Origin of the sequence: Vibrio sp. N418 (genome assembly GCF_000222565.1) — a bacterium.
Classification (GTDB): Bacteria; Pseudomonadota; Gammaproteobacteria; order Enterobacterales; family Vibrionaceae; genus Vibrio; species Vibrio scophthalmi.
The window spans coordinates 105,703-128,362 of record NZ_AFWD01000024.1; the positions used below are offsets into that span (position 1 = coordinate 105,703).

Genomic DNA, 22,660 nt, shown 5'->3' on the forward strand with positions numbered 1-22,660 from the left:
GCGAATTACTTGCCTGATTTGTCATTGATTAACTCACGACAGGGACGAGCATCGCTCCGCTGCGAGGAGAGACTTCAACCACAAGAGTCTCTTCTCGTTCACAACGACTTTTAAGTAACACGTCTCGCCACTCTCCTTCTACTGACAGTTCAAATCGTTGCACTTTGCTCGATTTATTAAGCAGCACGATACCTTTTCCCGCACGAGAAAAAGCCAACTTCTCATCGCCCGACTGCAAAACCGTCATCGGACTTCCGTGCATTTGGTTATGAAATTGAATCATGGCTCTCATCGATGGGCTTTGCCACTCTTCTTGCCAGCGGGGAATACCTTGTTGGTTTTCAAAACCACTGGTATTGAGATCGCTATACACCAATGGCACGCCCCCATCACGGCCAAACAGATAAATGTAAGCAAGCGCTTCCCACTCTTCCTCCATGACCAAACCCGTAAATACGGCATTATTGGGAATATCATGGGTAATAGCAAAGGTCACCGCACGACTTTCAGCTAGTGCTTGGCCCAAACTATATGGGTTAACCAGACTGGTTAATGTACCCGTTGGTTGAAAGGCTTCCAACAATGTTTGAAACAAAGGAAAATCATACGCACCCATAGGTGTGCTCGCTAAATAGGGTTCAAGAAAATCTTGATACTCCTGTTTAGTCGCCCCGCCATCCGTAATGATTTCGGCAAAAATATGCACACCTTCACAGATATCTACGCTCCACACCTGCGTTAAATGCTCCAACGTCATATGCTTCGCCGCATCAATTCGAAATCCTTTCACCCCCAACTGCTTTAATGCAATCAAATAGGCACGTTGCTGAGCAACCACATGGCTATTGTCCATTAACGTTGGTAAGCCAGGATCATGCTCATCTCCAACAAGACGACCATGCTGAACTTGCCACTTATCACCCCAGTCAGAAATACTAAATGCTTCCACGAAATCGTCTTCACTAAACAAAGGGGTCGCAAGATCACCAAACAGCTTTTGCGCTTGATAGTATTCACTTTCTTGTTGATATTGAGCGAGAATCTCATCATTGGGGTATTGTAGATCGTGACGAATATCCGATTCATTCGCCATATGGTTAAACACCACATCGACATAGACGTGGATACCATTTGCGTCCAACGTCGTTATCATCGACCGTAATGATGATAAGTTACCGAGTTGATTGTCGATCACACGATAATCTTGTGGCTGATAGCGCTGCCACCAAGGTGTGCCTTGGGGCAAGCATAACGACTTCATCGCAGGTGAAATCAGCACAGAGCGATAGCCCATGTGGGCGATTTTCTCTGCTTGCTGTTCAATCAAACTATACGGCCAATCAAAAGCGTGCAGAATCACATCCGTATTATTAATCTTTTCCATAGCCCACTCTCAATGGCATGTTCACTCTCCTTCGTAGTGACATAATACAGTACGATAGCCTAATGTTTGTTAACGTGATTTGTCCGTTATATCAAACACAAACATCACTAACGAGCAAAAGTTATTCGGCTTATTCTGTTGCTCACTATGCTAGCACTCAATGCCTTTGCTGATAAAAAATGCCCAAGTTAATAGCCGATTTTTCACTTTATGACGAATTCTGTTTGCACGCTTAACTGGGCCTCGCTATGCTGATTTTGTTCCCATCAAATAAGAAGTTAATGATGACAATAAACAACACCTACCCAATTGGTACTCCAGGTCAAAAATGGGGCGACGCAGAACGCCAAGCATGGCGCGCTCAAACCACCATCAAACGCCTCTACAGCGAAGAAGTCCTTCCAAAAATTGAAGCACTAAAAGCACGCTTTGATGTTGAACAATATGGCGCTCTTTCTTACGACGTTGAACGCTTTCCACTTTACTGCATAAAAAGCAAAAACTGGTCAAACGACAAACCAAGCGTGCTGATTACTGGCGGTGTTCACGGCTACGAAACCAGCGGTGTTCAAGGTGCATTAGAATTTGCAGCACAAAAAGCCGAGCAATACGCTGAAACCTTCAACATTGCTATCGCGCCATGTGTAAGCCCATGGGGTTATGAAACGATCAACCGTTGGAATGCCCTCGCGACCGATCCAAACCGTTCGTTCTACCAAGATACACCTGCCGAAGAATCAGCAGCATTGCGTCAATTGGTTGCGAGCCTTGGTGATTTTTTAGTGCACTTTGATCTGCACGAGACCACCGATACGGACGAATCAGAATTTAGACCAGCGCTGGCTGCCCGTGATGGCGTAGAATACGATGCCGACACTATCCCAGATGGTTTCTACACTGTTGGCGACACGCTAAACCCGCAACCAGAGTTTCAAGCAGCAATCATTGCCTCTGTTGCGAAAGTAACTCATATCGCGCCTGCAGATGAAAAAGGCGAGATCATTGGTTCTGAAGTGGTACAAGAAGGGGTGATTCTCTATCCGATGAAACAACTTGGCCTATGTGGTGGTGTCACAGATTGCCTGTTCCATACGACGACTGAAGTGTATCCAGACAGCCCGAAAGTAACCGACGCTGAATGCAATCAAGCGCAGGTTGCTGCGATAACCGGCGGTTTAGATTTCGTAATTACGAATCATTTAAACGGCTAGTCCGCACCATAAGCGTAAATCTGTCCAACAGTAAACGGCCATTAGGCCGTTTACTGTTTCTACCAGTGCCTATCTCTGCAGTACAAAACAACCAATACACTCAACGACTCTTCTCTCTACATTGATTCTAAACCTGATTTAATTGATTACGTTATATAAGCTATCAACAACGAAGAAGCATTTTTCTCAACAGGAAAACATGACAGCGTTACGAAACATTTTGTCTATCACAGCACTATTCCTAGCAATGGCATTGATGTCACGCAACGTCAACGCGCAAGTAAATAATGACTGGCAATTAGATAGTCGTCGGGATGGCATCACCATTTATGCGCGAGAGCATAAAGACGGCTTAGTAGAAATTCGCGCGCAAATGTTCACTGCCACTAGTTACAGTGCATTTTTAACGTTGTTGGAAGAAAGTGGAAAAGTCCCTGATTGGATCGATAACGCCAGCCACAGCCGCGTACTAAAACAGATCTCCCCAACTGAAAACATCGTTTACACCCAGTTCAGCGCGCCATGGCCAGCCAAAGATCGTGACATGGTCACCTACTCTAAATACTGGGTCGATGATCTCGGTTTCACTATCCACATTACTGATGCACCAGAAGCAATACTTGCCGAGCAAAGTGGCTACATTCGTATTCGCGCGGTTGATGCCAGTTGGACTTTGCACAAGCTCACGAATGGTACAACCCTAATAGAGTACCAAGCCTTCGCGGATCCTGGCGGCCTATTGCCCGATGTATTAATCAATAAGCTGTCGAAACAAAGTGCTCGCACCACTTTTGAAAATCTACGTGCCCTACTACCTGCATATCAACAATACCAGCACCCGCAGATTAAAGAATGAATTTACGATTAACTAAAGAATACCCTTAGTGAATGCCATTATTTAACAATACCTATCACTTAATGAAACAAATTATGGGTATGAACCTTTCATTTTAAATACAAAATAATTTTCTGCAGGCTATTGATATTAAACATTATTATCGTCACCATTAACCAATCACATTGATGGCTATTTATTTGTGATCGCAACGTCATTGCTGAAATAAATCTTTATTTTTGCGTCGCAGTTATGAAAAATTTCTTTATGTGGGGATATTATAGCCTTAGCACATTAAAAGGAATTCATACCGCCCATGAAGAAAGCCCTCTCTTTCAAGATGAAAATAATCGCTATTTTCATCGTTATCACTTCAATCACGATCTTGACGTCATATTTCAGTGCTCGTCATCATATTAGTAATTATATTTACCAAAGTGATACTCAGAACATCAACAGCCAGATAAACCTTGTGAAAGACAAACTGGTCGAAGACATTAACAATCAAATTGTTCTTGCAGAAAACCTAAATTTTGGACTGATTGCGGTAAAATCGACGCAAGAGAAAACTGGTTTTTATAACATCATCAAAGTTGTTAGTGATTTAGTTTTTACTCCTCAAGGGAGTATTGATGACCCTGCCGAAGCACAACCGTTTATCGACCTATTATCTTCAGCTAATGGCAAAGTGACCGTCAGTAACATCGTTTATGAACAAGGGAAACCTCTGCTTACCATTATTGTTCCTGAGGGTGACGGCCAAGGAAACATCTTTTATGTAGACCTTAGTGATACGCAAGCGCTTTTAGCATCATCTGCCGTTGATGGTAGCTATATGGAGCTCGTTGACCCAAATAACAATATACTGTTTTCAAACAAAATAGATGGCGACCTTATTCCATTGCCTAGTACTTTTGATGTTCGTGGAAGCCAATGGAGCCTAACTGGTTATATTGATAACGCCTATATCTTACAAAACACGGCGAAGCTCAATAATGCCATTACGCTCACCTTAGTCATCTCAGGAATTCTAATTATTTCGCTGAGCGTTATCGCCGTTAATCTTGCCTTTAAGCCTATCGTGTCACTTCGCAATATCGTCACTGATCTTTCCCAAGGCAATGGTGACTTAACCCGTCGTCTAGAGATAACCTCTCAAGATGATCTTGGAAAGATCGCAACTGGCATCAACCAATTTATTGAAAAACTACAAACCATGATGCTCGATGTGGCGAAATCCAGTCAGCAAATCAAACAAGAAATAAATGTGGTCGGTGAAAATGCACACTCGAATCAAACGCTGTTAACCGCCCACGCAAAAGAGACCGAGCAAGTGGTAGCCGCGATTACTGAAATGAGTTCCACCGCAGAGTCTGTCGCACAAAGTGCAGCGGATGCGGCAAAATTAACCCATAAAACCAACAATGAAGCGAACCACTCTAAAGCCGTTGTACAAGAGGCGGTGCAAAGTGTTTCAGCCCTTGTGGAAGAGGTAGCGAGCATGTCTCAGTCCATCACAGCGATGAGCAAAGATACTGACCAGATTGGCTCTGTGCTTGGTGTTATTGGTGATATTGCGGAACAAACTAACCTATTGGCTCTCAATGCCGCAATCGAAGCGGCTCGCGCTGGCGAACAAGGGCGTGGTTTCGCAGTGGTTGCCGATGAAGTGCGCGCGTTAGCGGCTCGTACACAACAGAGCACCTCACAAGTCAATGAGATGCTGACCAAGCTGCGCAACGGCAACAATACGGTTGTTAGTGCAATGAAAACAACCCAGTCGAGTTGCCAGCAAACATCAGAAACCACCGCTCGTGTGATGACATCCCTAGACTCGATGACCGATTCAATTATTGAGATCAACGATTTAACCACGCAAATCGCCGCATCAGCAGAGCAACAGAGCGTCGTCACTGAAGAGATCACTCGCAATATGACCAGCATTCAAGAGATGATCAGCAATATTAACCACAATGGACAACAAACCGTGACAAGTACCCATCAACTCACGACAACCAATAGCCAACTGAGCGATGTGGTTGGCCGTTTCAAACTCAGCTAACGTATAAATGAAAAAAGCGAGTCTGCTACCAGGCTCGCTTTTTCCACGGTATTGCTGTCCCCCTCAAACTGTATCAATAAGATAAGCCTGTAAGGCCAAAGCACCTGATGATTGGCTTCACGATCGCGATGATAATGGCCACCTCAATAAATCAATTTACTCTTATATTGCTCAGGAGTCTGGCCCGAATATTTGCGGAACATCGCAATGTATGGGCTGGCTTGGTTATAACCAAGGGTGAAAGCCACTTCTTTAACAGACTGGCCTTTTTGTAACAATTCCATTGAATAGAGATAACGCACGCGCAAGCGCCACTCGGTAAAGCTCATGCCCAGTTCGGATTGGCAATGCCGAGCCAGTGTACGCTCGGTGGTATGAACGCGTTCGGCCCATTCTGACAAACTGGTGTTATCAGTAGGATCTTCCTCAACCGCCGATAGGATCGGCGCTAGGTATTTATTGTCTGTCGATGGTAGAAAGTGATGCTGTGTATCTCGTGTGGCCAGTTGATCTAACAACACTTGCACCAAACGTTTATCCGCATCGGTTTCTGCAACATTGATTCTTCGCGCACGAAAGTCATCCACAATGGAAGAGGCTATCGAAGTAACGCGAATCAAGCTGGTTTTATCGGGAAAATTTTCCGTCAAATGCAGCGCTACATTTAGAGAGCAGTAAGATAGTGGCTTACGGTTAAAACTGGTATGCATGATACCCGGTGGCACCCATATCGCGAGATGAGGGGGAGCTAAAAAACGAGTTTCCTCGACTTCCATTTCAAGAATACCACCGCTGATCAGTTGTACCTGACCCCAAGGGTGGCTATGAACACGCGTCTCAGTGTTCGATAAAAACGCCTCAAAATTCATAAAGACATCTGATGGTGCTTTATCGATCGATAACGACGGGTGCAAATGTTTGGCTGGTTTTCTCAAACTTGTCTTCCTAGAGCGCACAATGTCGTTTTAAAGATACTTGCAATTATACAGACCTGACAAACTACCCGCCACCCTAACAATGCGATGAACCTCACATGATCTACTTACTGCCAATACTCACTGTTTTCATCTGGGGAACCAATGCTGTTGCCAGTAAAATGGCGGCTTCTATCATTGAACCAAGTGCAATGAGCTTTTATCGCTGGGTATTCGCTATCGCGATTTTAACCCCATTTTGCCTGCCAAAGGTGATCCGCCTGTGGAGCGACATTCGCCCAAACCTTGCCAAACTGAGCGTGCTTGGGATGCTGGGAATGGTGATCAACCAATCATGCGGTTATTTCGCCGCGGTCACGACAACGGCTTCTAATATGTCGCTGATCAGTGCCTTAGTGCCGTTGATTGCGATCTTTATTAGTGTGCCTATTTTAGGCAAGCCTATTTCACGCAACAGCATTTTGGGCGGTATCATCGCCTTAATCGGCTTAGCCTACATGCTGGGTAAAGGGGATATGCTGTTCTTCTTGTCGCAAAGTGTCACGACTGGCGATGCTTTGATGGTCGTAGCCTCAGTCGCTTACGCGTTGTACTGTGTACTACTTAAGCGCTGGAAGATGAATTTACCTAATACCGTCTCGATCTACATGCAAGGGTTTGCTTCAATGATTATGCTGGCCCCTATTTGGCTGACCAGCGACCAACTGCTACCGCCATCAGAAGCGATGCCGATTATCTTATTTGCTTCGGTTGCAGCTTCGATTGCCGCACCATGGATGTGGATCAAGTCGATTGATGTGATTGGTGCAGACAACAGTGCGATGTTTATGAATTTATTACCGGTGGTGGCGGTGACTTTAGCCGCCACAACGCTAGGCGAGACTGTCCACATCTACCACTTAATTGGCGGTATCATGGTGATAAGCGGGGTTATTTTAGCGCAAATTAAACGCCGTAAAAAAGACGACATCGATCCCGTCATTCTCAAGAACGATTTAGTGTAATCACGAGCTAATACCAATAACACCTTGTGCTAATAGCCCACCAGCACAAGGTTTAACGCTATTCTAACCGCTAGTATTTCACTTCAATATCGGATGAAGGCACTGCGCAGCACGCTAACGCTTCTCCACCTGCGACATCAATATGGTCAAGAGCGGGAACTTGAGCATGCGTTACCTTCCCCGATACGACTTTCACTCGACAAGCACCGCACAAACCGGCACGGCAGCTATTAGGAATATTAACCCCTGCCTCTTCCGCTTGTTCCAGCATCGTGCGCTGATTGTCTCCAACGAATTGGTGGCTATTCACTTTAACGGTCACTGTTTGCTCAACGGTATGCTCTACTCGCATGGCGGTAAATGCTTCTTGATGATACTGGTCTTCATTCATACCGACTTGCAATAACATTGATTTTGCTTGTTGCATAAACCCTTCGGGGCCACAAACATACACTTCTCGCTTTGCAATATCTGGTACCTGCTTTAAGTGCATCGGGCTTAACCGCCCTTTTAAACCGAACCAATCTAATGGCGCCTTAGAAAGGGAAATCAACACCTTCAACCCGCCGTGCTCACGTGCCAGTTGTTCAAGCTCACTGCGATAAGGGATATCCGCTTCTGTGCTGCACTGATGATAAAAGACCACATCATCCAATTGCTTATTGTCGGCAAGATAACGCAACATCGACAGCATTGGGGTCACGCCACTACCTGCAGACAGTAATAAGGTGGGGTTGAAATGGTTTTCTTCTAAGTGAAAGCAACCATCTGGTGATTGGCAACTCAGCACATCTCCCACTTGTAAGTGCTCACTTAGCCAATGAGAAATGCGCCCACCAGCGATTTTTTTCACTGAAATCGCCAGTTTATTAGGCCGTGAAGGTGACGAAGAGAGCGTATAACGTCGCGCAACCTGTTCACCATCAAGCGTAATTTGAATCGGCAGATGCTGACCTGCTTTGTACTCGATAAGCTGCTCAGATTCAAACCAGAACGTGGTAAAGTTACGCGCGATGTCTTCGCGTTCAACACAAGTTAATTGGTGCAATTGCGGAGAGTTATCGGCATAGAACTCTTTCTCTTTGTACTCAAGCACCTCAATAGGGTCTCCAGCACGGATCATTCCTTCATTTTTTGCCACCAAATTTTGCCCCAAAAAGACGCCACCAAACTCATTAGCACGGAAATCGCTCAAGGTTTTTAATGGTTCTTTATTGTCTCTAAGTTGGCCAGTTTGCGTATCAACAGTGGTCAGAATACAGCGTTCGCAAGGTTTGACCGCTTCAAATTCAACCTCGCCAATACGAATCCGTTTCCAGCTATCTTCAACAAAAGGCTCAAGATCAGAGGCAACCAAATTGGTACGAAATTGATCCATAGTGTGCGTATCACTACTGCGTTTATTCAGCTCTGCTAACGACCCTTCACTGATGATCAGCAATGGATAACCATCCGCAAAGCTGACATTGTGGCCCAACGTTTCTCGCACCCGCTGAGATTGCTCACCCGTAAAAACCAACTCGACACGGCAACCGACCACGTCACTAAACCAATCATCCGCTTCATCTGACGTCGTAAATGCGCTAAAGGTATCACTCCACACTGTGACTGGTGTGGGCTGCATTTTAAATTCGCTATATCGAATGCGTAGCGCCGCACGATTGGGAGCGGTGAACAATAAACCATCTGAACACAATACCGATTTCACTTGCACCATATGAGGATATTTTCTAGCTGTGACCATCGCGCCATCAGCTTTGGCAAGCATGAAACGTCGATCGAACATCAGCCCTTGCTTTTCAACCCATGCCGTTGACATCGAAACACCGGCGACTGACTTAACCGGGTAAACATTAATTTTTGCGAGTGTTGACGCTGACATTGCCCTTCCTTAGTTATCCATTTTCTAGGGATATTTGTTTGCGAGTATAACCAATTTTTAACCTGCCGACTGCCCACCCCGCGAGTGAAACAATAGAGCCGCGGCCGCTATGACTCATTCAATCAATTGCGCAAACGTTTAGCTTATTATTATGCCACGAGCGCAATCGATAAAAAAAGAAGGTGAAATCGTTATCGCTTTCCTCTATCATCCTGTCGCCTAAGCATTCGCGTTTATTCATATAAACAATTGCTTAGGCTCCAATCAGACAACTATTTCATGGTGGGAGCTAACATGACAACTATTACGATTACTCGTCCGGACGACTGGCACGTACACCTTCGCGATGGCGAAGTTCTTAAAGACACGGTACGCGACATCAGCCGTTACAACGGCCGCGCGCTCATCATGCCAAACACCATTCCACCAATTACTGATACCGAAATGGCCGCAGCCTATCGTGAACGTATCATGGCAGAAAAACCAAGTGCTCAATTTTCTCCTCTCATGGCACTTTATCTAACCGACAATACGACTCCTGATGAAATTCGTAAAGCCAAAGCCTCAGGTCTTGTTGTCGCCGCTAAATTGTACCCTGCCGGCGCAACCACTAACTCAGATTCAGGTGTAACCTCAGCAAAAAACATTTACCCAGTGCTAGAAGCAATGGAAGAGGTTGGCATGTTGTTGTTGGTCCATGGTGAAGTGACTGCACACGAAATCGATATTTTTGACCGTGAAAAGCAATTCCTAGAGACAGTTCTCGCACCGATTGTGAACGATTTCCCTAACCTAAAAATCGTTTTAGAGCATATCACCACCGCAGACGCGGCAAATTTTGTTAACACTGCTAACGATAATGTGGCTGCGACAATCACTGCACATCACCTGATGTATAATCGTAATCACATGCTCGTGGGTGGCATTAAACCGCACTTCTACTGCTTGCCAATTCTAAAGCGTAATACGCACCAACAAGCACTGATTGCAGCAGCAACCAGCGGCAGCAAAAAGTTCTTCTTGGGGACAGATTCAGCACCGCATGCCAAAGACAAGAAAGAAGCCGCTTGTGGTTGTGCGGGTTCATACACGGCGCACGCAGCGTTAGAGTTATATGCAGAAGTATTTGAACAAGAGGGTAAACTTGAGAACCTTGAAGGGTTTGCAAGTCACAACGGCCCAGACTTTTACGGCCAGCCACGCAATGCTGATACGGTTACGCTAACCAAGCAAGCTTGGACCGTGCCAACAACCATGCCATTTGGTAGTGATATTGTAGTGCCAATCAAAGCGGGTGAAGAGATCACTTGGTCTGTTAAATAATACCCGCAACGTTCGTCTTGCTGGTCACGTCGTTATTCTGACTGGTATAGCAGTCTAATGGCGAATTCCAACCAATAAAAACGCCCCGAGATTCGGGGCGTTTTCGTCTGAAATAGAACTCTAACACTAAGCGTTATTTGAACTCAAATTTGCCTTTCATGATGGCCCAGTGACCTGGGAACGAGCAGAAGAAAGTGTAATCACCACCCGCCTTAAGCTTCGCAGTATCAAAGGTTAGCGTTGTCGAATCTCCACCACCAATCACTTCTGAAAACGCATAGACACGTTCATCACCTGGCTTGACATAGCTGTTGTCAATACCCGCGCTCATACCTTCTGTACCTACCGCTTGAACGTTTGCAGTATCAGCGATCACAATGTTGTGGCCCATCGACGTCGCAGGTAGGCTACCTGTGTGCTTTAGTGTGATTGAGACCTCTTCACAAGTCGCTGGTACGCTAATCACATCCGTTGAGAATTTCATCATATCGTTTGCTTCGATAGTTACCTCACAGCTTGCGCTTGCTTGAGCTGAGAAAGCCGCTGCGAATAATGTTGTTATAGAAAGCAAGTAACGAAGTTTCATTGTTTATCTCCTTATTGAAAGCTATGCGCATTATACTGAAATAGCTTCATTTTTCCTGTGCAAACCTCTCAATTAACACACCGTTATCAAATATTTCACTCAAACAAGCACAACAGTTCACTTTTTCTGCGGCTTAGCCCGATTGTACGCAAAACCCCACTTTTTCGATCAAAACAATTTTCATCTCAAACCGAACTGTAAAAATTAAATCAGTAAAATATCGTAAAAAACCCAACTTTAACCACAAGTTTATTAACCAACAACAACAAAACCAACTGAAGCAGCCAAAATAACAAGCAAAACAAAGCGAAACAGAACAAATTTCAAACAAACGCCACAGCGCACAAATAGTAAACGTTTGCAATCAAGGGAAACAAATGCAATTGGAGTATTTTTTATACCTGAATACATCAGCACCCATAAACATTCCAAAACAGATTAACAGTGCAAAAGTCAAAGCTATAAAAACGTTTTCATAAGCAATAATCTCAATCAAAAATAAAATGCTAATAGCTTGAATTAAAAGAAAATAAAACACAAAACCAACAACAATAAAGCGCAAGTGACAATTTAGTCATTGACAGTTTATTTTCAATCATCATAATACGCGCCGTTTAACCAAAACATGGCATTTAGTTTTCTTGTCTTACTTGTAGAGGTAAAAATGGCTGCAGATAATAATTATAGTCTTGGACCTGTTCCAATTTCGGCCCGTAAAGGCGTAGCGTCGTTAACCATGGTGATGCTGGGGCTCACTTTTTTCTCGGCAAGTATGTGGACTGGCGGTTCACTTGGTATTGGTCTTTCCTTTGATGATTTCTTACTCGCAGTTCTAATTGGCAACCTCATTCTCGGCATCTACACTTCTTTTCTTGGTTATATCGGCGCTTCTACCGGCCTCTCTACTCATCTTCTTGCTCGTTTTTCTTTTGGCTCTAAAGGCTCATGGCTTCCTTCTGCACTGCTTGGTGGTACCCAAGTCGGTTGGTTTGGTGTCGGCGTGGCTATGTTTGCAATTCCAGTACACAAAGCGACAGGTATTGATACCAATGTGCTGATTATCACATCTGGCTTGCTGATGACTGCCACGGTGTACTTTGGCATTGCCGCTTTAATGATTTTGTCTGCCATTGCAGTTCCAGCAATTGCCCTACTCGGTGGCTACTCTGTCATTGAGGCCGTTAACAGTATTGGCGGCGTAGAGCAGCTACAAAAAGTACAGCCAGCTGAACCTCTCGATTTTTCAGTAGCCTTGGCGATGGTGGTTGGCTCATTTGTTAGCGCAGGAACACTGACGGCTGACTTCGTTCGTTTTGGTAAAAAGCCAATGGGCGCGGTGATGGTGACGATGATTGCTTTCTTTGTCGGTAACTCACTGATGTTTGTCTTCGGTGCGGCTGGCGCGGCTGTTACTGGCCAATCCGATATTTCAGAAGTAATGATTGCGCAAGGGTTACTTATTCCCGCAATTATTGTTCTTGGCCTTAATATTTGGACCACCAACGACAACGCGCTGTACGCTTCGGGCTTAGGCTTTTCAAACATCACTGGGCTACCTAGCAAATATATCTCTATGCTCAATGGTGTAATCGGTACACTTTGCGCATTATGGCTGTACAATAACTTCGTTGGTTGGTTGACCTTCTTATCTCTGGCTATTCCACCAATTGGTGGCGTGATCATTGCGGATTTCTTAGCCAACCGTAAGCGTTACCTCAATTTTGACCAAGCTCAGTTCCAAACCATTAACTGGGCAGGTATCGCAGCCGTTGCGATTGGCGTGATTGCTGGCCACTTCTTACCAGGTGTCGTACCCGTAAATGCGGTACTTGGCGGTGCAATCAGCTACTTAGTATTAAATCCTATCGTAAATAAAAAGACTCTGGTTCAACAACCAGCGTAAGGAACCATCATGACAACACTACTGATCAAGAACGCAACACTGCAAGGACAAGAAGGTCTCAAGCAGATTCTGATTAAGGATGGTCAATTCGAGCGTATTGAAGACAATACCGTTGAACTTAATTTCACCGGTAATGTACTCGATGCGGAAGGTGGCCTAGCGGTCGCACCTTTCTGCGAGCCTCACATTCACCTAGACACGACTCAAACGGCCGGCGAGCCAAGCTGGAACATTTCAGGTACTTTGTTTGAAGGTATCGAGCGCTGGGCTGAGCGTAAAGAACTGCTGTCGATTGAAGATGTAAAGTCACGCGCTAAACAGACACTAAAATGGCAAATTGCGAATGGTGTGCAGCATGTACGAACTCACGTAGACGTCTCAGATCCAACATTAATCGCGCTTAAAGCGATGATTGAAGTGCGTGAAGAGATGAAAGAATGGGTAGATATCCAAATCGTTGCGTTCCCACAAGAAGGCATCCTGTCTTACCCGAACGGTAAAGAACTGCTAGAAGAAGCGGTTCAACTAGGTGCTGACGTCATTGGTGCGATTCCACACTTTGAATTCACGCGTGAGTACGGGGTTGAATCGCTGCACTACGTATTTGAATTAGCACAAAAATACGATCGTCTTATTGATGTTCACTGTGACGAAATTGACGACGAGCAATCTCGCTTTATCGAAACCTTGGCTGCACTGGCGCATAAATTCAACATGGGCCACAAGGTCACCGCAAGCCACACAACAGCAATGGGCTCTTACAACGGCGCATACGCGTCACGTTTGTTCCGCTTGCTACGCATGTCTGGCATTAACTTTGTTGCTAACCCACTGGTGAACATTCACCTGCAAGGCCGTTTTGATGACTACCCAAAACGTCGTGGTGTGACACGAGTGAAAGAGATGCTTGCTGCCAATATTAACGTTTGTTTTGGCCATGATGATGTCTTCGACCCATGGTATCCATTAGGCACTGCGAATATGATGCAAGTGCTGCATATGGGTCTGCATGTGTGTCAGGTGATGGGTTACGACCAGATCAATAACGGCTTAGAACTTATCAGTACCAACTCAGCACGTACTTTGAATATTCATGATCAACATGGTATTGAACAAGGTAAGCCGGGCAACCTACTGATCCTTCCTGCTGAAAACGGTTTTGATGCGGTACGTCGCCAAGTCCCTGTGCGTTACTCGGTTCGCCACGGTAAAGTGATTGCTGAAACACAACCAGCAACGACCCAAATTCACCTAGCTGAAACAGAAGCGGTGACTTTTAAGCGCTAAGCTCTTAATTTAATTTATATAAAAGAAAACCCCGCTAGGCAAAGCCTAACGGGGTCTATTCTTACTCGCAGCAATCCAGCTACTAATAAGTGCTCCCTGCATCATATCCTTGATAGTACGCTGCATCCTTCAGCACTTCCATAACATCGCTGTCCTAGCGGTGTCCTTCGCAATCCTAGCTAACCATCGTTCCTCGATGGCTAAATCTTCGTCCTGAAGATGACCAAATCCTTGGGTCTTTCCTGTTCCGTGTCCGCATCCTGCCGACACCTTTAATTTAACCATCTAAGCCGAATCTCTCAATAGTATTACCGCATACAAATGTTTATCACTTTCCACATAAAACAATTTAATTCCTATTTATCAGCAAGTTAAATGAAGCCCCTCGCTATTTACTCAACAACGAAACGATAGTTTCTTACGTTGCTGTGAGAGATCTCTTACGTACTAATGGGCAGTTTTTACCTCATCATTCTTAAACACACGACTCAGCAGACTATAAACGAAGAAAAATTGAGCAGCCTCAGTGTGGATTGTGGCTACTAACTCATTAAAAAGTGAGATATTATGATCCAACCTAGATCACATTATTGTGTTTTTATGGTCAACGACTTAGCGAATCACATCGCTTATTCGTGGTCACATTCACTCTTTGTAAGGAAGATTTAATGATTTCAAAATGGGCGCAACGCTTTTACCAAATGGCTGAGCTTGTTGGCTCTTGGAGTAAAGATCCATCCACTCAAGTTGGTGCGGTCATTACTAAACAAAATCGCATTGTCTCGGTCGGCTTTAATGGTTACCCACACGGTATTTCCGATAGCGCGGAAACCGATGAACGCGAAATGAAATACTTAAAAACGCTTCATGCCGAAGAGAACGCGATTTTGTTCGCGAAACGAGATTTAGACGGGTGTGAAATCTGGGTGACACACTTTCCGTGCCCAAATTGCGCGGCAAAGATCATTCAAACCGGTATTTCAGCGGTGCACTGCCCAGAGCAAACTGAAGATTTTATCTCACGCTGGGGAGATAAAATCAAAGTCAGCCAAGAGATGTTTTTACAAGCTGGCGTGAAAGTCAATTGGCTACCACTGGCTGATATCAGCAAACCGGCGCAGTAACCAACTTTAATTGCTCAAAGATTTCAAATAGCTGTTTTGATTTGTAGGGTTTCGCTAAGTAAGCATCCATCCCTGCGTCGAAGCAGCTATCAATATCTTCTGGTAACACACTGGCGGTCAGTGCGATTATTACGATGGGCTGATGACCATTATGCAGCTCCCATTGACGTATTTTCCGTGTTGCGGTTAAGCCATCCATCACCGGCATCATGCAATCCATCAATATGGCATCAAATGCCTCACCTGATTGAATCACATCAACCGCATCGGCTCCGTTACTCACCACTTGATAATCCATACCTGCTTTATTGAGAAACAAACTCGCAATTTTCTGATTCATCAAATTATCTTCAACAATCAGAATGTTACGGCTTCGTGTCTGCCTCGGTTCATGATGAACCACCGCTTGAGAAGCGTTTGGCTTTGCCAACCGTACGTAGGATTTTTTTTGCAATGCGGTTACCAGTCGATTTCCTAACATCGGCAAGGTTAAGCTGGATGAGACGATACCTTCTACTGCCACAGTTCGCCCTTGTGGGCCTGACAATACAACAATCTCAGCATTAGTTTGTAGCTGTCTAAGCTGAGTTAGTCCCGCTAGATATGATGGTTGGTTTGCATTATAACCCGTCGTGCAAGCATGGTGTTTATTAGTAATGCAATACAAGATCACATCATACGATTGCACCAGATTACTGGCATGGGCGATATCTTCTACGCTGTAAAAGGTCACCCCTAACTGGTGGAGTTCTTGCTTAATAGAATGCTCATACTGGCAATGATTGGTCAACAGCAAGACCTGCTCATTAATTTGAACGGGAGCAGGTTGCACGGCTGGAACATCAATCGGTATCGAAACAATAAAGCGACTGCCCTTGCCCACAACCGAATCAACATAAATGTCACCCTTCATTAATTCGACTAACTGACGACAAATGGTCAATCCAAGCCCTGTTCCACCATAAGATCGGGTAATACCACCATCTTCTTGAGTAAACGGCTTAAAAATCTCACTCAACTTATCTTGAGCGATACCCACTCCAGTGTCGACGACAGTACAGAGAAGTGTTGTTTGTTCGACTTTTTCCACCAGTGATATCTGCACTTTTACACTACCTTGGTGGGTGAATTTCACCGCATTACTCAAAAGATTCAGGATCACTTGCTTTAAGCGAAACTCATCAATGCGTATTGCCTTAGGAATGGGCGTTAACCATTCAACAAACAAATCAACGTGCTGTTTTCTCGCCTTACTGAGTAAGATGGCTAAGGTCTCGTAAATCACCTCTTTGATATCAGACTCAACAACGGATAGTGATAAGCGTCCTGACTCTATTTTTGACAAGTCCAAGATATCGTTGATCAGTACTAGCAATGATTGCGATGAACCTTCAATATCCGTTAAAATTTCTTCTTGGCTTGGTCTTAATTGACTATCCGACAGTACTTCGGTCATACCGATGATACCGTTTAGTGGAGTGCGTATTTCATGAGAGATATTGGCTAAGAAAATACTCTTTGCTTTATTAGCGGCTTCCGCACTTTCCTTCGCTTCAACTAATTGCTGTTCATAATCTCTTTGCTCTTGAATAATATGATTGAGACTGTCGGCAAAATCGGTGAACTCATCCTTACCATCAACTGGGATCAGCGCAACTGTGCCGTTTCTTTTCATCATCCCCATCGTATTTAGAATTCGGGTCAACTTTGAGTTGATTCGAAATAACGTACTCGCTCCCCACGTAAACATCACAACCAGCACTAAGCCACTGATTATCGCCAGCAAGATTAATTTCTGTTGACTCGCCTTCCCTTTGAGAACCACTGCTTGCTCAAGCTCATTGGCTAAAATAGTCAACTGTTCGACCACGGCATGATTTCGACTTTCAATGACTTTAACCAGTTCATGCATCTCCAAGGGCGTAGCGCGATTGTGCAACATTTGGCTTCTAAAATAGGCGCTTTGACGAAACTCTCGGCTAGTAAAAAGCACTAATAGTTTCTCTGCTTTAGGATTACGTACATCATTATTGAGGAAGTGTTCAAGATAATATTGCTGGCGTTCGCCTACACGAAAATACTCTTCCGCATAATCGGCGTAATCCCACTCTAGCGTACTAATTTCCTTTGCTAGCCATGCTTCTCTCTCCATCCAAAAATGCAGCCAACTAAGATCACTAAGCACGACTTCCGCTTTTTGAATTGACCTATCTGCATGGTAATTTTCAATCTGTTGCACGGTCAAAAACAATGTTTCTAAGCTACTGAACATCAAGCGGCCTAATTCTATCGTGCTGGTGTAACTAGCAAACTCTAACTCAGGTAAGACACCTTTTAGCTCCATAATCTGCTCTATCATTACGCGACGCCGTTCAGGTCGTAACTGCTGCTGAGTAGAAACCAACGCCAACGTTTGATCTAATTGTAATAAGCTTTGATGGATCTCTTGTTTGACCGAGTCATTTTTTAACCGCTTAGATAGAGCAAAGTAAAGCTGATTGGATAAGGCAGAAAGATGGCGTAGATGCTCAGCTTTCACATTGGTCACTGTATAGCTCTCGAGCCTTTCCTGAATGCGGATGACTGAATTTGCACAAAACAGCAAGATAACCAGAGTCGGTAAAAGACACAGCACTAGCAGTCGCGATTTAATCGACACGCGAGCAAAGATCATTGAGGGATTCATTCCTTGAATCAAAAGTGGCTCAAATATAAGCAATCAGTAGCATTCAAACCAACTTATTTACCGTTGCGCATTCCTTTTCTCATTATTGCTACATTGATAGAAATATTGACAATAAGTGTGCGAAGGACATCAGATCATATTGACCATCAGGTTGCACAAATAAACGTTGGCTTGCGCACAATTTTTCAATTTCCCCCATGCCATCTTGCCGCGATATGCATGAAGTCCGCAATTGAAGTCGCTAAAAAGCTCAACTCACCCCCATTGTTTACCAAATAGGTGGTTTATCCATACAAGCTCACATCATGACGCAATCACCTCTTCCCGTTACACCACCAAATGCGCAATGAGTATTTTTTGTAGCAAAATAAGCGCCTCACTATCGAATTTGTCAATGATGCATTGTGCTAATGCCTTCAGCGGAAAACGCCTAAGTTAGGCGACATTTCAGCATCAGACAGGGTGATTATTTTTCCTAGCAGAATAACCCATCGTAAGTTACGCTTTTTACACAAAATAATTACAAAACATTCACTCTAAACTTCCTCTTAATCCTCTGCGTGTCTGTTAGGCAAAGGTGGAGTTCTGACGAGTGGATACCCTCGCTTCCACAAGGAAAAGCACTTCCAAAACGAAAAGGTCCTGTACGCTCATGAGCCCAGAGAAACATCTTCTCGAATGGCAAACTAGCCAGTCGATTGCTGAAACCATTTATCCATTACTTAGGCAGCTTTATCGCCAAAAAGGTGTTGAAGTCTTACTGTTTGGCAAAACACTGGTGAACGCCGCAACAATCGATATCATAAAAGCCCATCGCCTCGCTCGTCACTATAGTGGACATGCGTTATCCGCGAGCCAAACACTGCCTCTGATTCAAGCACTATGTGACATGCCGCTATCACCATGTCGCATCGACGTAGGTCAGCTGGCTGATAAGTTTTGGCAAGATCGTGAAGATGCCCATGGCGTAAAAGATTTTCTACACTCAGCCTTGGTCACAGCAATGAATGGCGAGGGCGTATCAAAACCTAAAGATGTCGTGTTGTACGGCTTTGGCCGTATTGGTCGCTTGTTAACCAGACTTCTGGTCGAAAAAAGCGGCTCAGGCTACCCACTGCGTTTACGCGCTATTGTGGTCCGTGGAGGTAAACAGGGTGACCTACAAAAACGCGCTAGCCTGTTACGACGAGATTCTGTACATGGTCAATTCAATGGCAGTATTGTTGTGGATGAAGAACGAAAAGCCATCATCGCCAACGGTAACTACATTCAAGTCATTTATGCTAACAGCCCTGAAGATATCGACTACACCCAATATGATATTCATAACGCGCTAGTGGTCGATAACACGGGAGCTTGGCGTGATAGCGAAGGACTGAGTAAACACCTCGCTTCAAAGGGTGCACAAAAAGTATTACTGACTGCGCCGGGTAAGGGCGACATCAAAAACGTCGTCTTTGGCGTCAATGAACAGGTGATTAAGCCAGAAGATACCATTATTTCTGCCGCAAGCTGCACCACCAATGCGATAACTCCAGTACTTAAAGCACTCAACGACCGCTATGGCATTGAATCTGGTCACATTGAAACCGTACACTCTTTTACCAATGATCAGAACTTGATTGATAACTTCCATAGCGGTGAGCGTCGTGGTCGTAGTGCTTCACTGAACATGGTACTCACCTCAACAGGCGCAGCTAAAGCGGTTGCTAAAGCCTTACCTGAGCTTGCAGGTAAGTTGTCTGGCAACTCTATTCGCGTACCAACACCCAATGTATCAATGGCCGTGGCTAACTTAAACTTAGCGAGCCAAGTTGAGCGTGACGAGCTCAATCAGTATTTACGCGATATGGCACTAAAATCGAACCTCTCAGCACAAATTGATTACACCGACTCCACCGAGGTAGTCTCATCCGATTTGGTTGGTTCTCGCTTTGCTGGTGTGGTCGATGGGGCAGCAACAATCGCGCAAGACAATCGCTGCGTACTTTATATTTGGTACGACAATGAATTCGGTTATAGCTGCCAAGTCGTTCACTGTATGGAGCAAATGATGGGCGTCCGCTATCAAACGTTTACCTAGAGGTAATCTAACCTCAGCCGTCGGCTTATCACATTACCTATTACCTAAATAAATGGCGGCTAAAAAAATTCCCTGTTGGTCGGTAGCGAACTACCTAGCTAACCTGTTGACTGCCGCTTCTGGATGAGGCGGTTTTTTTACATTCATGTTTGGTTCATCTAAGCCGTATTAATCTGTACACTGTTAACCTAGTGCAATACACATTTTTAGATTTACTTTCTACACTCAGGTCACTTTAAGCTGCAAGTCACCCACTTGCCTTTGGTTTTTTGAGTCAATGCTGCACTACACAATAGAGGTATTAATGATGTATAGAATGCTCACCACAGCGCTAACCCTAGTCATCGGTTTTTTCACTGTTATGTTCGGTTTGCTATTGGCGATCCCATTAGCCATTCTAGGCGCCATCACCGGCAAACGCCTGCGCGATAATTTCAAGGCACAAATGCAAGCACAGCAAGATTCTGCGATGAATCAAAGCATGGATAAAGGTGCGATTGAAGGCGAATTTGAAGAAGTGCGCAAATAAACCATTGCCACCATTAAGCCACCTATAAAAAACGTGATGACCCAATGCGCTTTGACCGCACTTAGTGATAGATCATTCAGTCGTGAACACGTTATAGTGGTCGCAGTTGCAACCGTCATGGAGTAAGACGATGAGTAAAAGACAACGCGATATTACCCTGCGTTTCTTGGCTGAGCCCAGCGATGTCAATTTTGGTGGTAAAGTGCATGGTGGCGCAGCGATGAAGTGGATCGATTTAGCTGCATATGCATGTGCTGCAGGCTGGAGTGGTAAATATTGTATTACTGCCTACGCTGGTGGGATACGTTTTGTATCACCAATTCACGTCGGAAATCTGGTCGAAGTGAGTGCTAAGGTAATCTATACCGGCAGCTCATCAATGCATATTGCTATCGATGTTCAAGCCAGCGACCCTAAAGAACTAACTAATCGCTTAACCACCCATTGTATCGTCATCATGGTTGCGGTGGACGAAAATGGCAAACCCTCGCCGGTACCGGAATGGGTTCCGAGCAGCGATGAAGACATTGAATTACGAGAATCTGCGATCCGACTGATGAATATGCGCAAACAGATTGGTCAGGAAATGGAAGCGCACGTTAAATATCTCAAATAGTTCCTCCGCTCTGATCGCCTCCTATCTAACGAGTCACACTCGAGCAATGCCAGCGGCCAGACACTCCACTTGATGATAATGACAGTATGTCAGGCTTGAGTAAAAAGCTGATACTGTCATTTTTCCTTCACTAAAGTCTGCTTAACTCTGTGCTGCATCCAATGAAAGGCAAGGATCTTAGCCATTAAGCACATCTCATTCAACGGTGATAGATTAACATCTGCATTCAACGCACCTACATTAAGTGAAACGACCTTGAGCGATCTTAAGTCGGTTGAATACCAATGGGTTCGAACCATGTATGCCGAAGGTTACAGCGATCAGCAGATTCACCACTACATCCAAACCTGCTTTGGTGGTGATGAAACATTTGCCACACTGTTTCGTCGCGTCGCACTATCGCAAGAAAGCATTTACGTCTTGCTAAGATACCTAGGATGCGCACCTTCCAATCGCGAGCTATAACACATAAGACCGAGTAATGCTTAGTGCGAGATGGACAATATAAGGCCATGATTAATAAGGAATATAGACTTTAAAACCAAAGGAAGAATAGAAATAAAGCCCGTCATCCGAGCATAAGAAATGTATAAAAAACGCTCATCAAGGACTTGAAACCACATCAATCTGCAACAAATCATGCCGCTACAATGTAATTATTAGCACTGCGTCGCATTGAGTATCGAATTCGCTACCGCACATTAGCCGATTACTTAATATGGACGCTGCAAAAAGAAATGCCTGAGCAATGCTCAGGCAGGTTACAAAAACCGTTAGTTTTCATTTAGTAAGGAATCTAAGCTAACAGCCAGCTATGCGTAACACCAATTTTGCACTCGACTTAACTGATCGGCGGCCAAACCAAGAATGTTAAGTGGAGCAACAATGAGGCGACGTGCAGGTCGCCTTTGTCGTTTTTATTTGCCTTCCACAGCACCGATTGATGGTGAATCCTCTGACCAACCCATGCTATGTAAGTAGAAAAACATCTACATTTTAAATGTAGTGAATACGAAGTAATTCATCAGCCTAAGCTATAGAAAAGTCTAATATTTTAGACTGTGTCGCATTCTTCTAAACAGTGTGTACGAATCCTAGTTAGAAATCAACCATGATGTGACTAGAATCTCATATCCGAGAGTAATTCCTGTTCAGTTTGGGTGAATCAATGCGAGACAACACTTTGCTACTTAGGCCAATAATGCCTAAC

17 protein-coding genes are annotated in these 22,660 nt (G+C 44.5%); 12 read left to right on the plus strand and 5 right to left on the minus strand.

Going from position 1 to position 22,660, the window contains the following annotated elements:
• Positions 1–28: 28 nt before the first annotated feature.
• Positions 29–1,384: an alpha-amylase family protein gene (locus RH86_RS04155; protein WP_009385137.1), complete on the minus strand. Its 1,356-nt coding sequence runs from the start codon at positions 1,382–1,384 to the stop codon at positions 29–31.
• 284 nt (positions 1,385–1,668) lie between these two features.
• Here RH86_RS04155 and RH86_RS04160 point away from each other — a divergent pair, with 284 nt between their 5' ends.
• The 3 genes from RH86_RS04160 (at position 1,669) to RH86_RS04170 (ending at position 5,492) form a co-directional block, all read left to right on the plus strand.
• Positions 1,669–2,595 (plus strand): M14 family metallocarboxypeptidase, encoded by a 927-nt coding sequence (locus RH86_RS04160; protein WP_009385138.1) that lies wholly within the window; start codon positions 1,669–1,671, stop codon positions 2,593–2,595.
• A 199-nt stretch (positions 2,596–2,794) separates the two neighbouring features.
• The gene (locus tag RH86_RS04165; RefSeq protein ID WP_009385139.1) at positions 2,795–3,451 is read left to right on the plus strand and encodes an START domain-containing protein; all 657 of its coding nucleotides are present in this window, start codon (positions 2,795–2,797) and stop codon (positions 3,449–3,451) included.
• A gap of 295 nt (positions 3,452–3,746) precedes the next feature.
• A complete protein-coding gene (locus RH86_RS04170; protein ID WP_009385140.1) occupies positions 3,747–5,492 on the plus strand; it encodes a methyl-accepting chemotaxis protein in 1,746 nt (581 codons plus the stop codon).
• A gap of 143 nt (positions 5,493–5,635) precedes the next feature.
• Here the strand turns inward: RH86_RS04170 and RH86_RS04175 are convergent, their stop codons facing one another.
• Positions 5,636–6,427 (minus strand): AraC family transcriptional regulator, encoded by a 792-nt coding sequence (locus tag RH86_RS04175; RefSeq protein WP_005595373.1) that lies wholly within the window; start codon positions 6,425–6,427, stop codon positions 5,636–5,638.
• Between the two features lie 98 nt (positions 6,428–6,525).
• Here RH86_RS04175 and RH86_RS04180 point away from each other — a divergent pair, with 98 nt between their 5' ends.
• Entirely contained in the window at positions 6,526–7,431 is a 906-nt protein-coding gene (locus RH86_RS04180; RefSeq protein ID WP_005595372.1) for a DMT family transporter, read from the plus strand.
• 70 nt (positions 7,432–7,501) lie between these two features.
• On the opposite strand, the gene RH86_RS04185 is transcribed toward RH86_RS04180, so the two are convergent.
• Positions 7,502–9,313, minus strand: a complete 1,812-nt coding sequence (locus RH86_RS04185) for a hybrid-cluster NAD(P)-dependent oxidoreductase (protein WP_009385141.1) — start codon at positions 9,311–9,313, stop codon at positions 7,502–7,504.
• Between the two features lie 294 nt (positions 9,314–9,607).
• On the opposite strand from RH86_RS04185, the gene pyrC reads away from it, so the two are divergent.
• Positions 9,608–10,636 (plus strand): dihydroorotase, encoded by a 1,029-nt coding sequence (gene pyrC, locus RH86_RS04190; protein WP_005595370.1) that lies wholly within the window; start codon positions 9,608–9,610, stop codon positions 10,634–10,636.
• A gap of 133 nt (positions 10,637–10,769) precedes the next feature.
• On the opposite strand, the gene azu is transcribed toward pyrC, so the two are convergent.
• On the minus strand, positions 10,770–11,222 hold the full coding sequence (gene azu, locus RH86_RS04195; RefSeq protein ID WP_005595368.1) for an azurin: 453 nt from the start codon (positions 11,220–11,222) through the stop codon (positions 10,770–10,772).
• 664 nt (positions 11,223–11,886) lie between these two features.
• On the opposite strand from azu, the gene codB reads away from it, so the two are divergent.
• The 3 genes from codB (at position 11,887) to RH86_RS04210 (ending at position 15,536) form a co-directional block, all read left to right on the plus strand.
• Complete coding sequence (codB, locus tag RH86_RS04200; protein WP_005595367.1) at positions 11,887–13,125, plus strand: cytosine permease; 1,239 nt, start codon at positions 11,887–11,889, stop codon at positions 13,123–13,125.
• Between the two features lie 9 nt (positions 13,126–13,134).
• Positions 13,135–14,412, plus strand: a complete 1,278-nt coding sequence (locus RH86_RS04205; RefSeq protein ID WP_009385143.1) for a cytosine deaminase — start codon at positions 13,135–13,137, stop codon at positions 14,410–14,412.
• Between the two features lie 668 nt (positions 14,413–15,080).
• Complete coding sequence (locus tag RH86_RS04210) at positions 15,081–15,536, plus strand: dCMP deaminase family protein (protein ID WP_009385144.1); 456 nt, start codon at positions 15,081–15,083, stop codon at positions 15,534–15,536.
• On the opposite strand, the gene RH86_RS04215 is transcribed toward RH86_RS04210, so the two are convergent.
• On the minus strand, positions 15,517–18,210 hold the full coding sequence (locus RH86_RS04215; RefSeq protein ID WP_009385145.1) for an ATP-binding protein: 2,694 nt from the start codon (positions 18,208–18,210) through the stop codon (positions 15,517–15,519). The genes RH86_RS04210 and RH86_RS04215 overlap by 20 nt on opposite strands.
• 664 nt (positions 18,211–18,874) lie before the next feature.
• Here RH86_RS04215 and RH86_RS04220 point away from each other — a divergent pair.
• From RH86_RS04220 to RH86_RS04235, 4 genes are all read left to right on the plus strand, one after another.
• Positions 18,875–20,305, plus strand: coding sequence for a glyceraldehyde-3-phosphate dehydrogenase (locus RH86_RS04220; protein WP_009385146.1), 1,431 nt, complete (start codon positions 18,875–18,877; stop codon positions 20,303–20,305).
• 304 nt (positions 20,306–20,609) lie between these two features.
• Positions 20,610–20,834, plus strand: a complete 225-nt coding sequence (locus tag RH86_RS04225; RefSeq protein ID WP_223296322.1) for a hypothetical protein — start codon at positions 20,610–20,612, stop codon at positions 20,832–20,834.
• Between the two features lie 130 nt (positions 20,835–20,964).
• Positions 20,965–21,450: an acyl-CoA thioesterase gene (locus RH86_RS04230; protein ID WP_009385147.1), complete on the plus strand. Its 486-nt coding sequence runs from the start codon at positions 20,965–20,967 to the stop codon at positions 21,448–21,450.
• Between the two features lie 192 nt (positions 21,451–21,642).
• Entirely contained in the window at positions 21,643–21,915 is a 273-nt protein-coding gene (locus tag RH86_RS04235) for a hypothetical protein (RefSeq protein ID WP_083823359.1), read from the plus strand.
• Positions 21,916–22,660 lie beyond the last annotated feature (745 nt).

Bases quoted from the DNA above. Each gene is read 5' to 3' on its own strand.
- RH86_RS04155 (WP_009385137.1), bottom strand. From the start codon at position 1,384: ATGGAAAAGATTAATAATACGGATGTGATTCTGCACGCTTTTGATTGG.
- RH86_RS04160 (WP_009385138.1), top strand. From the start codon at position 1,669: ATGACAATAAACAACACCTACCCAATTGGTACTCCAGGTCAAAAATGG.
- RH86_RS04165 (WP_009385139.1), top strand. From the start codon at position 2,795: ATGACAGCGTTACGAAACATTTTGTCTATCACAGCACTATTCCTAGCA.
- RH86_RS04170 (WP_009385140.1), top strand. From the start codon at position 3,747: ATGAAGAAAGCCCTCTCTTTCAAGATGAAAATAATCGCTATTTTCATC.
- RH86_RS04180 (WP_005595372.1), top strand. From the start codon at position 6,526: ATGATCTACTTACTGCCAATACTCACTGTTTTCATCTGGGGAACCAAT.
- RH86_RS04185 (WP_009385141.1), bottom strand. From the start codon at position 9,313: ATGTCAGCGTCAACACTCGCAAAAATTAATGTTTACCCGGTTAAGTCA.
- pyrC (WP_005595370.1), top strand. From the start codon at position 9,608: ATGACAACTATTACGATTACTCGTCCGGACGACTGGCACGTACACCTT.
- azu (WP_005595368.1), bottom strand. From the start codon at position 11,222: ATGAAACTTCGTTACTTGCTTTCTATAACAACATTATTCGCAGCGGCT.
- codB (WP_005595367.1), top strand. From the start codon at position 11,887: ATGGCTGCAGATAATAATTATAGTCTTGGACCTGTTCCAATTTCGGCC.
- RH86_RS04205 (WP_009385143.1), top strand. From the start codon at position 13,135: ATGACAACACTACTGATCAAGAACGCAACACTGCAAGGACAAGAAGGT.
- RH86_RS04210 (WP_009385144.1), top strand. From the start codon at position 15,081: ATGATTTCAAAATGGGCGCAACGCTTTTACCAAATGGCTGAGCTTGTT.
- RH86_RS04215 (WP_009385145.1), bottom strand. From the start codon at position 18,210: ATGATCTTTGCTCGCGTGTCGATTAAATCGCGACTGCTAGTGCTGTGT.
- RH86_RS04220 (WP_009385146.1), top strand. From the start codon at position 18,875: ATGAGCCCAGAGAAACATCTTCTCGAATGGCAAACTAGCCAGTCGATT.
- RH86_RS04225 (WP_223296322.1), top strand. From the start codon at position 20,610: ATGATGTATAGAATGCTCACCACAGCGCTAACCCTAGTCATCGGTTTT.
- RH86_RS04230 (WP_009385147.1), top strand. From the start codon at position 20,965: ATGAGTAAAAGACAACGCGATATTACCCTGCGTTTCTTGGCTGAGCCC.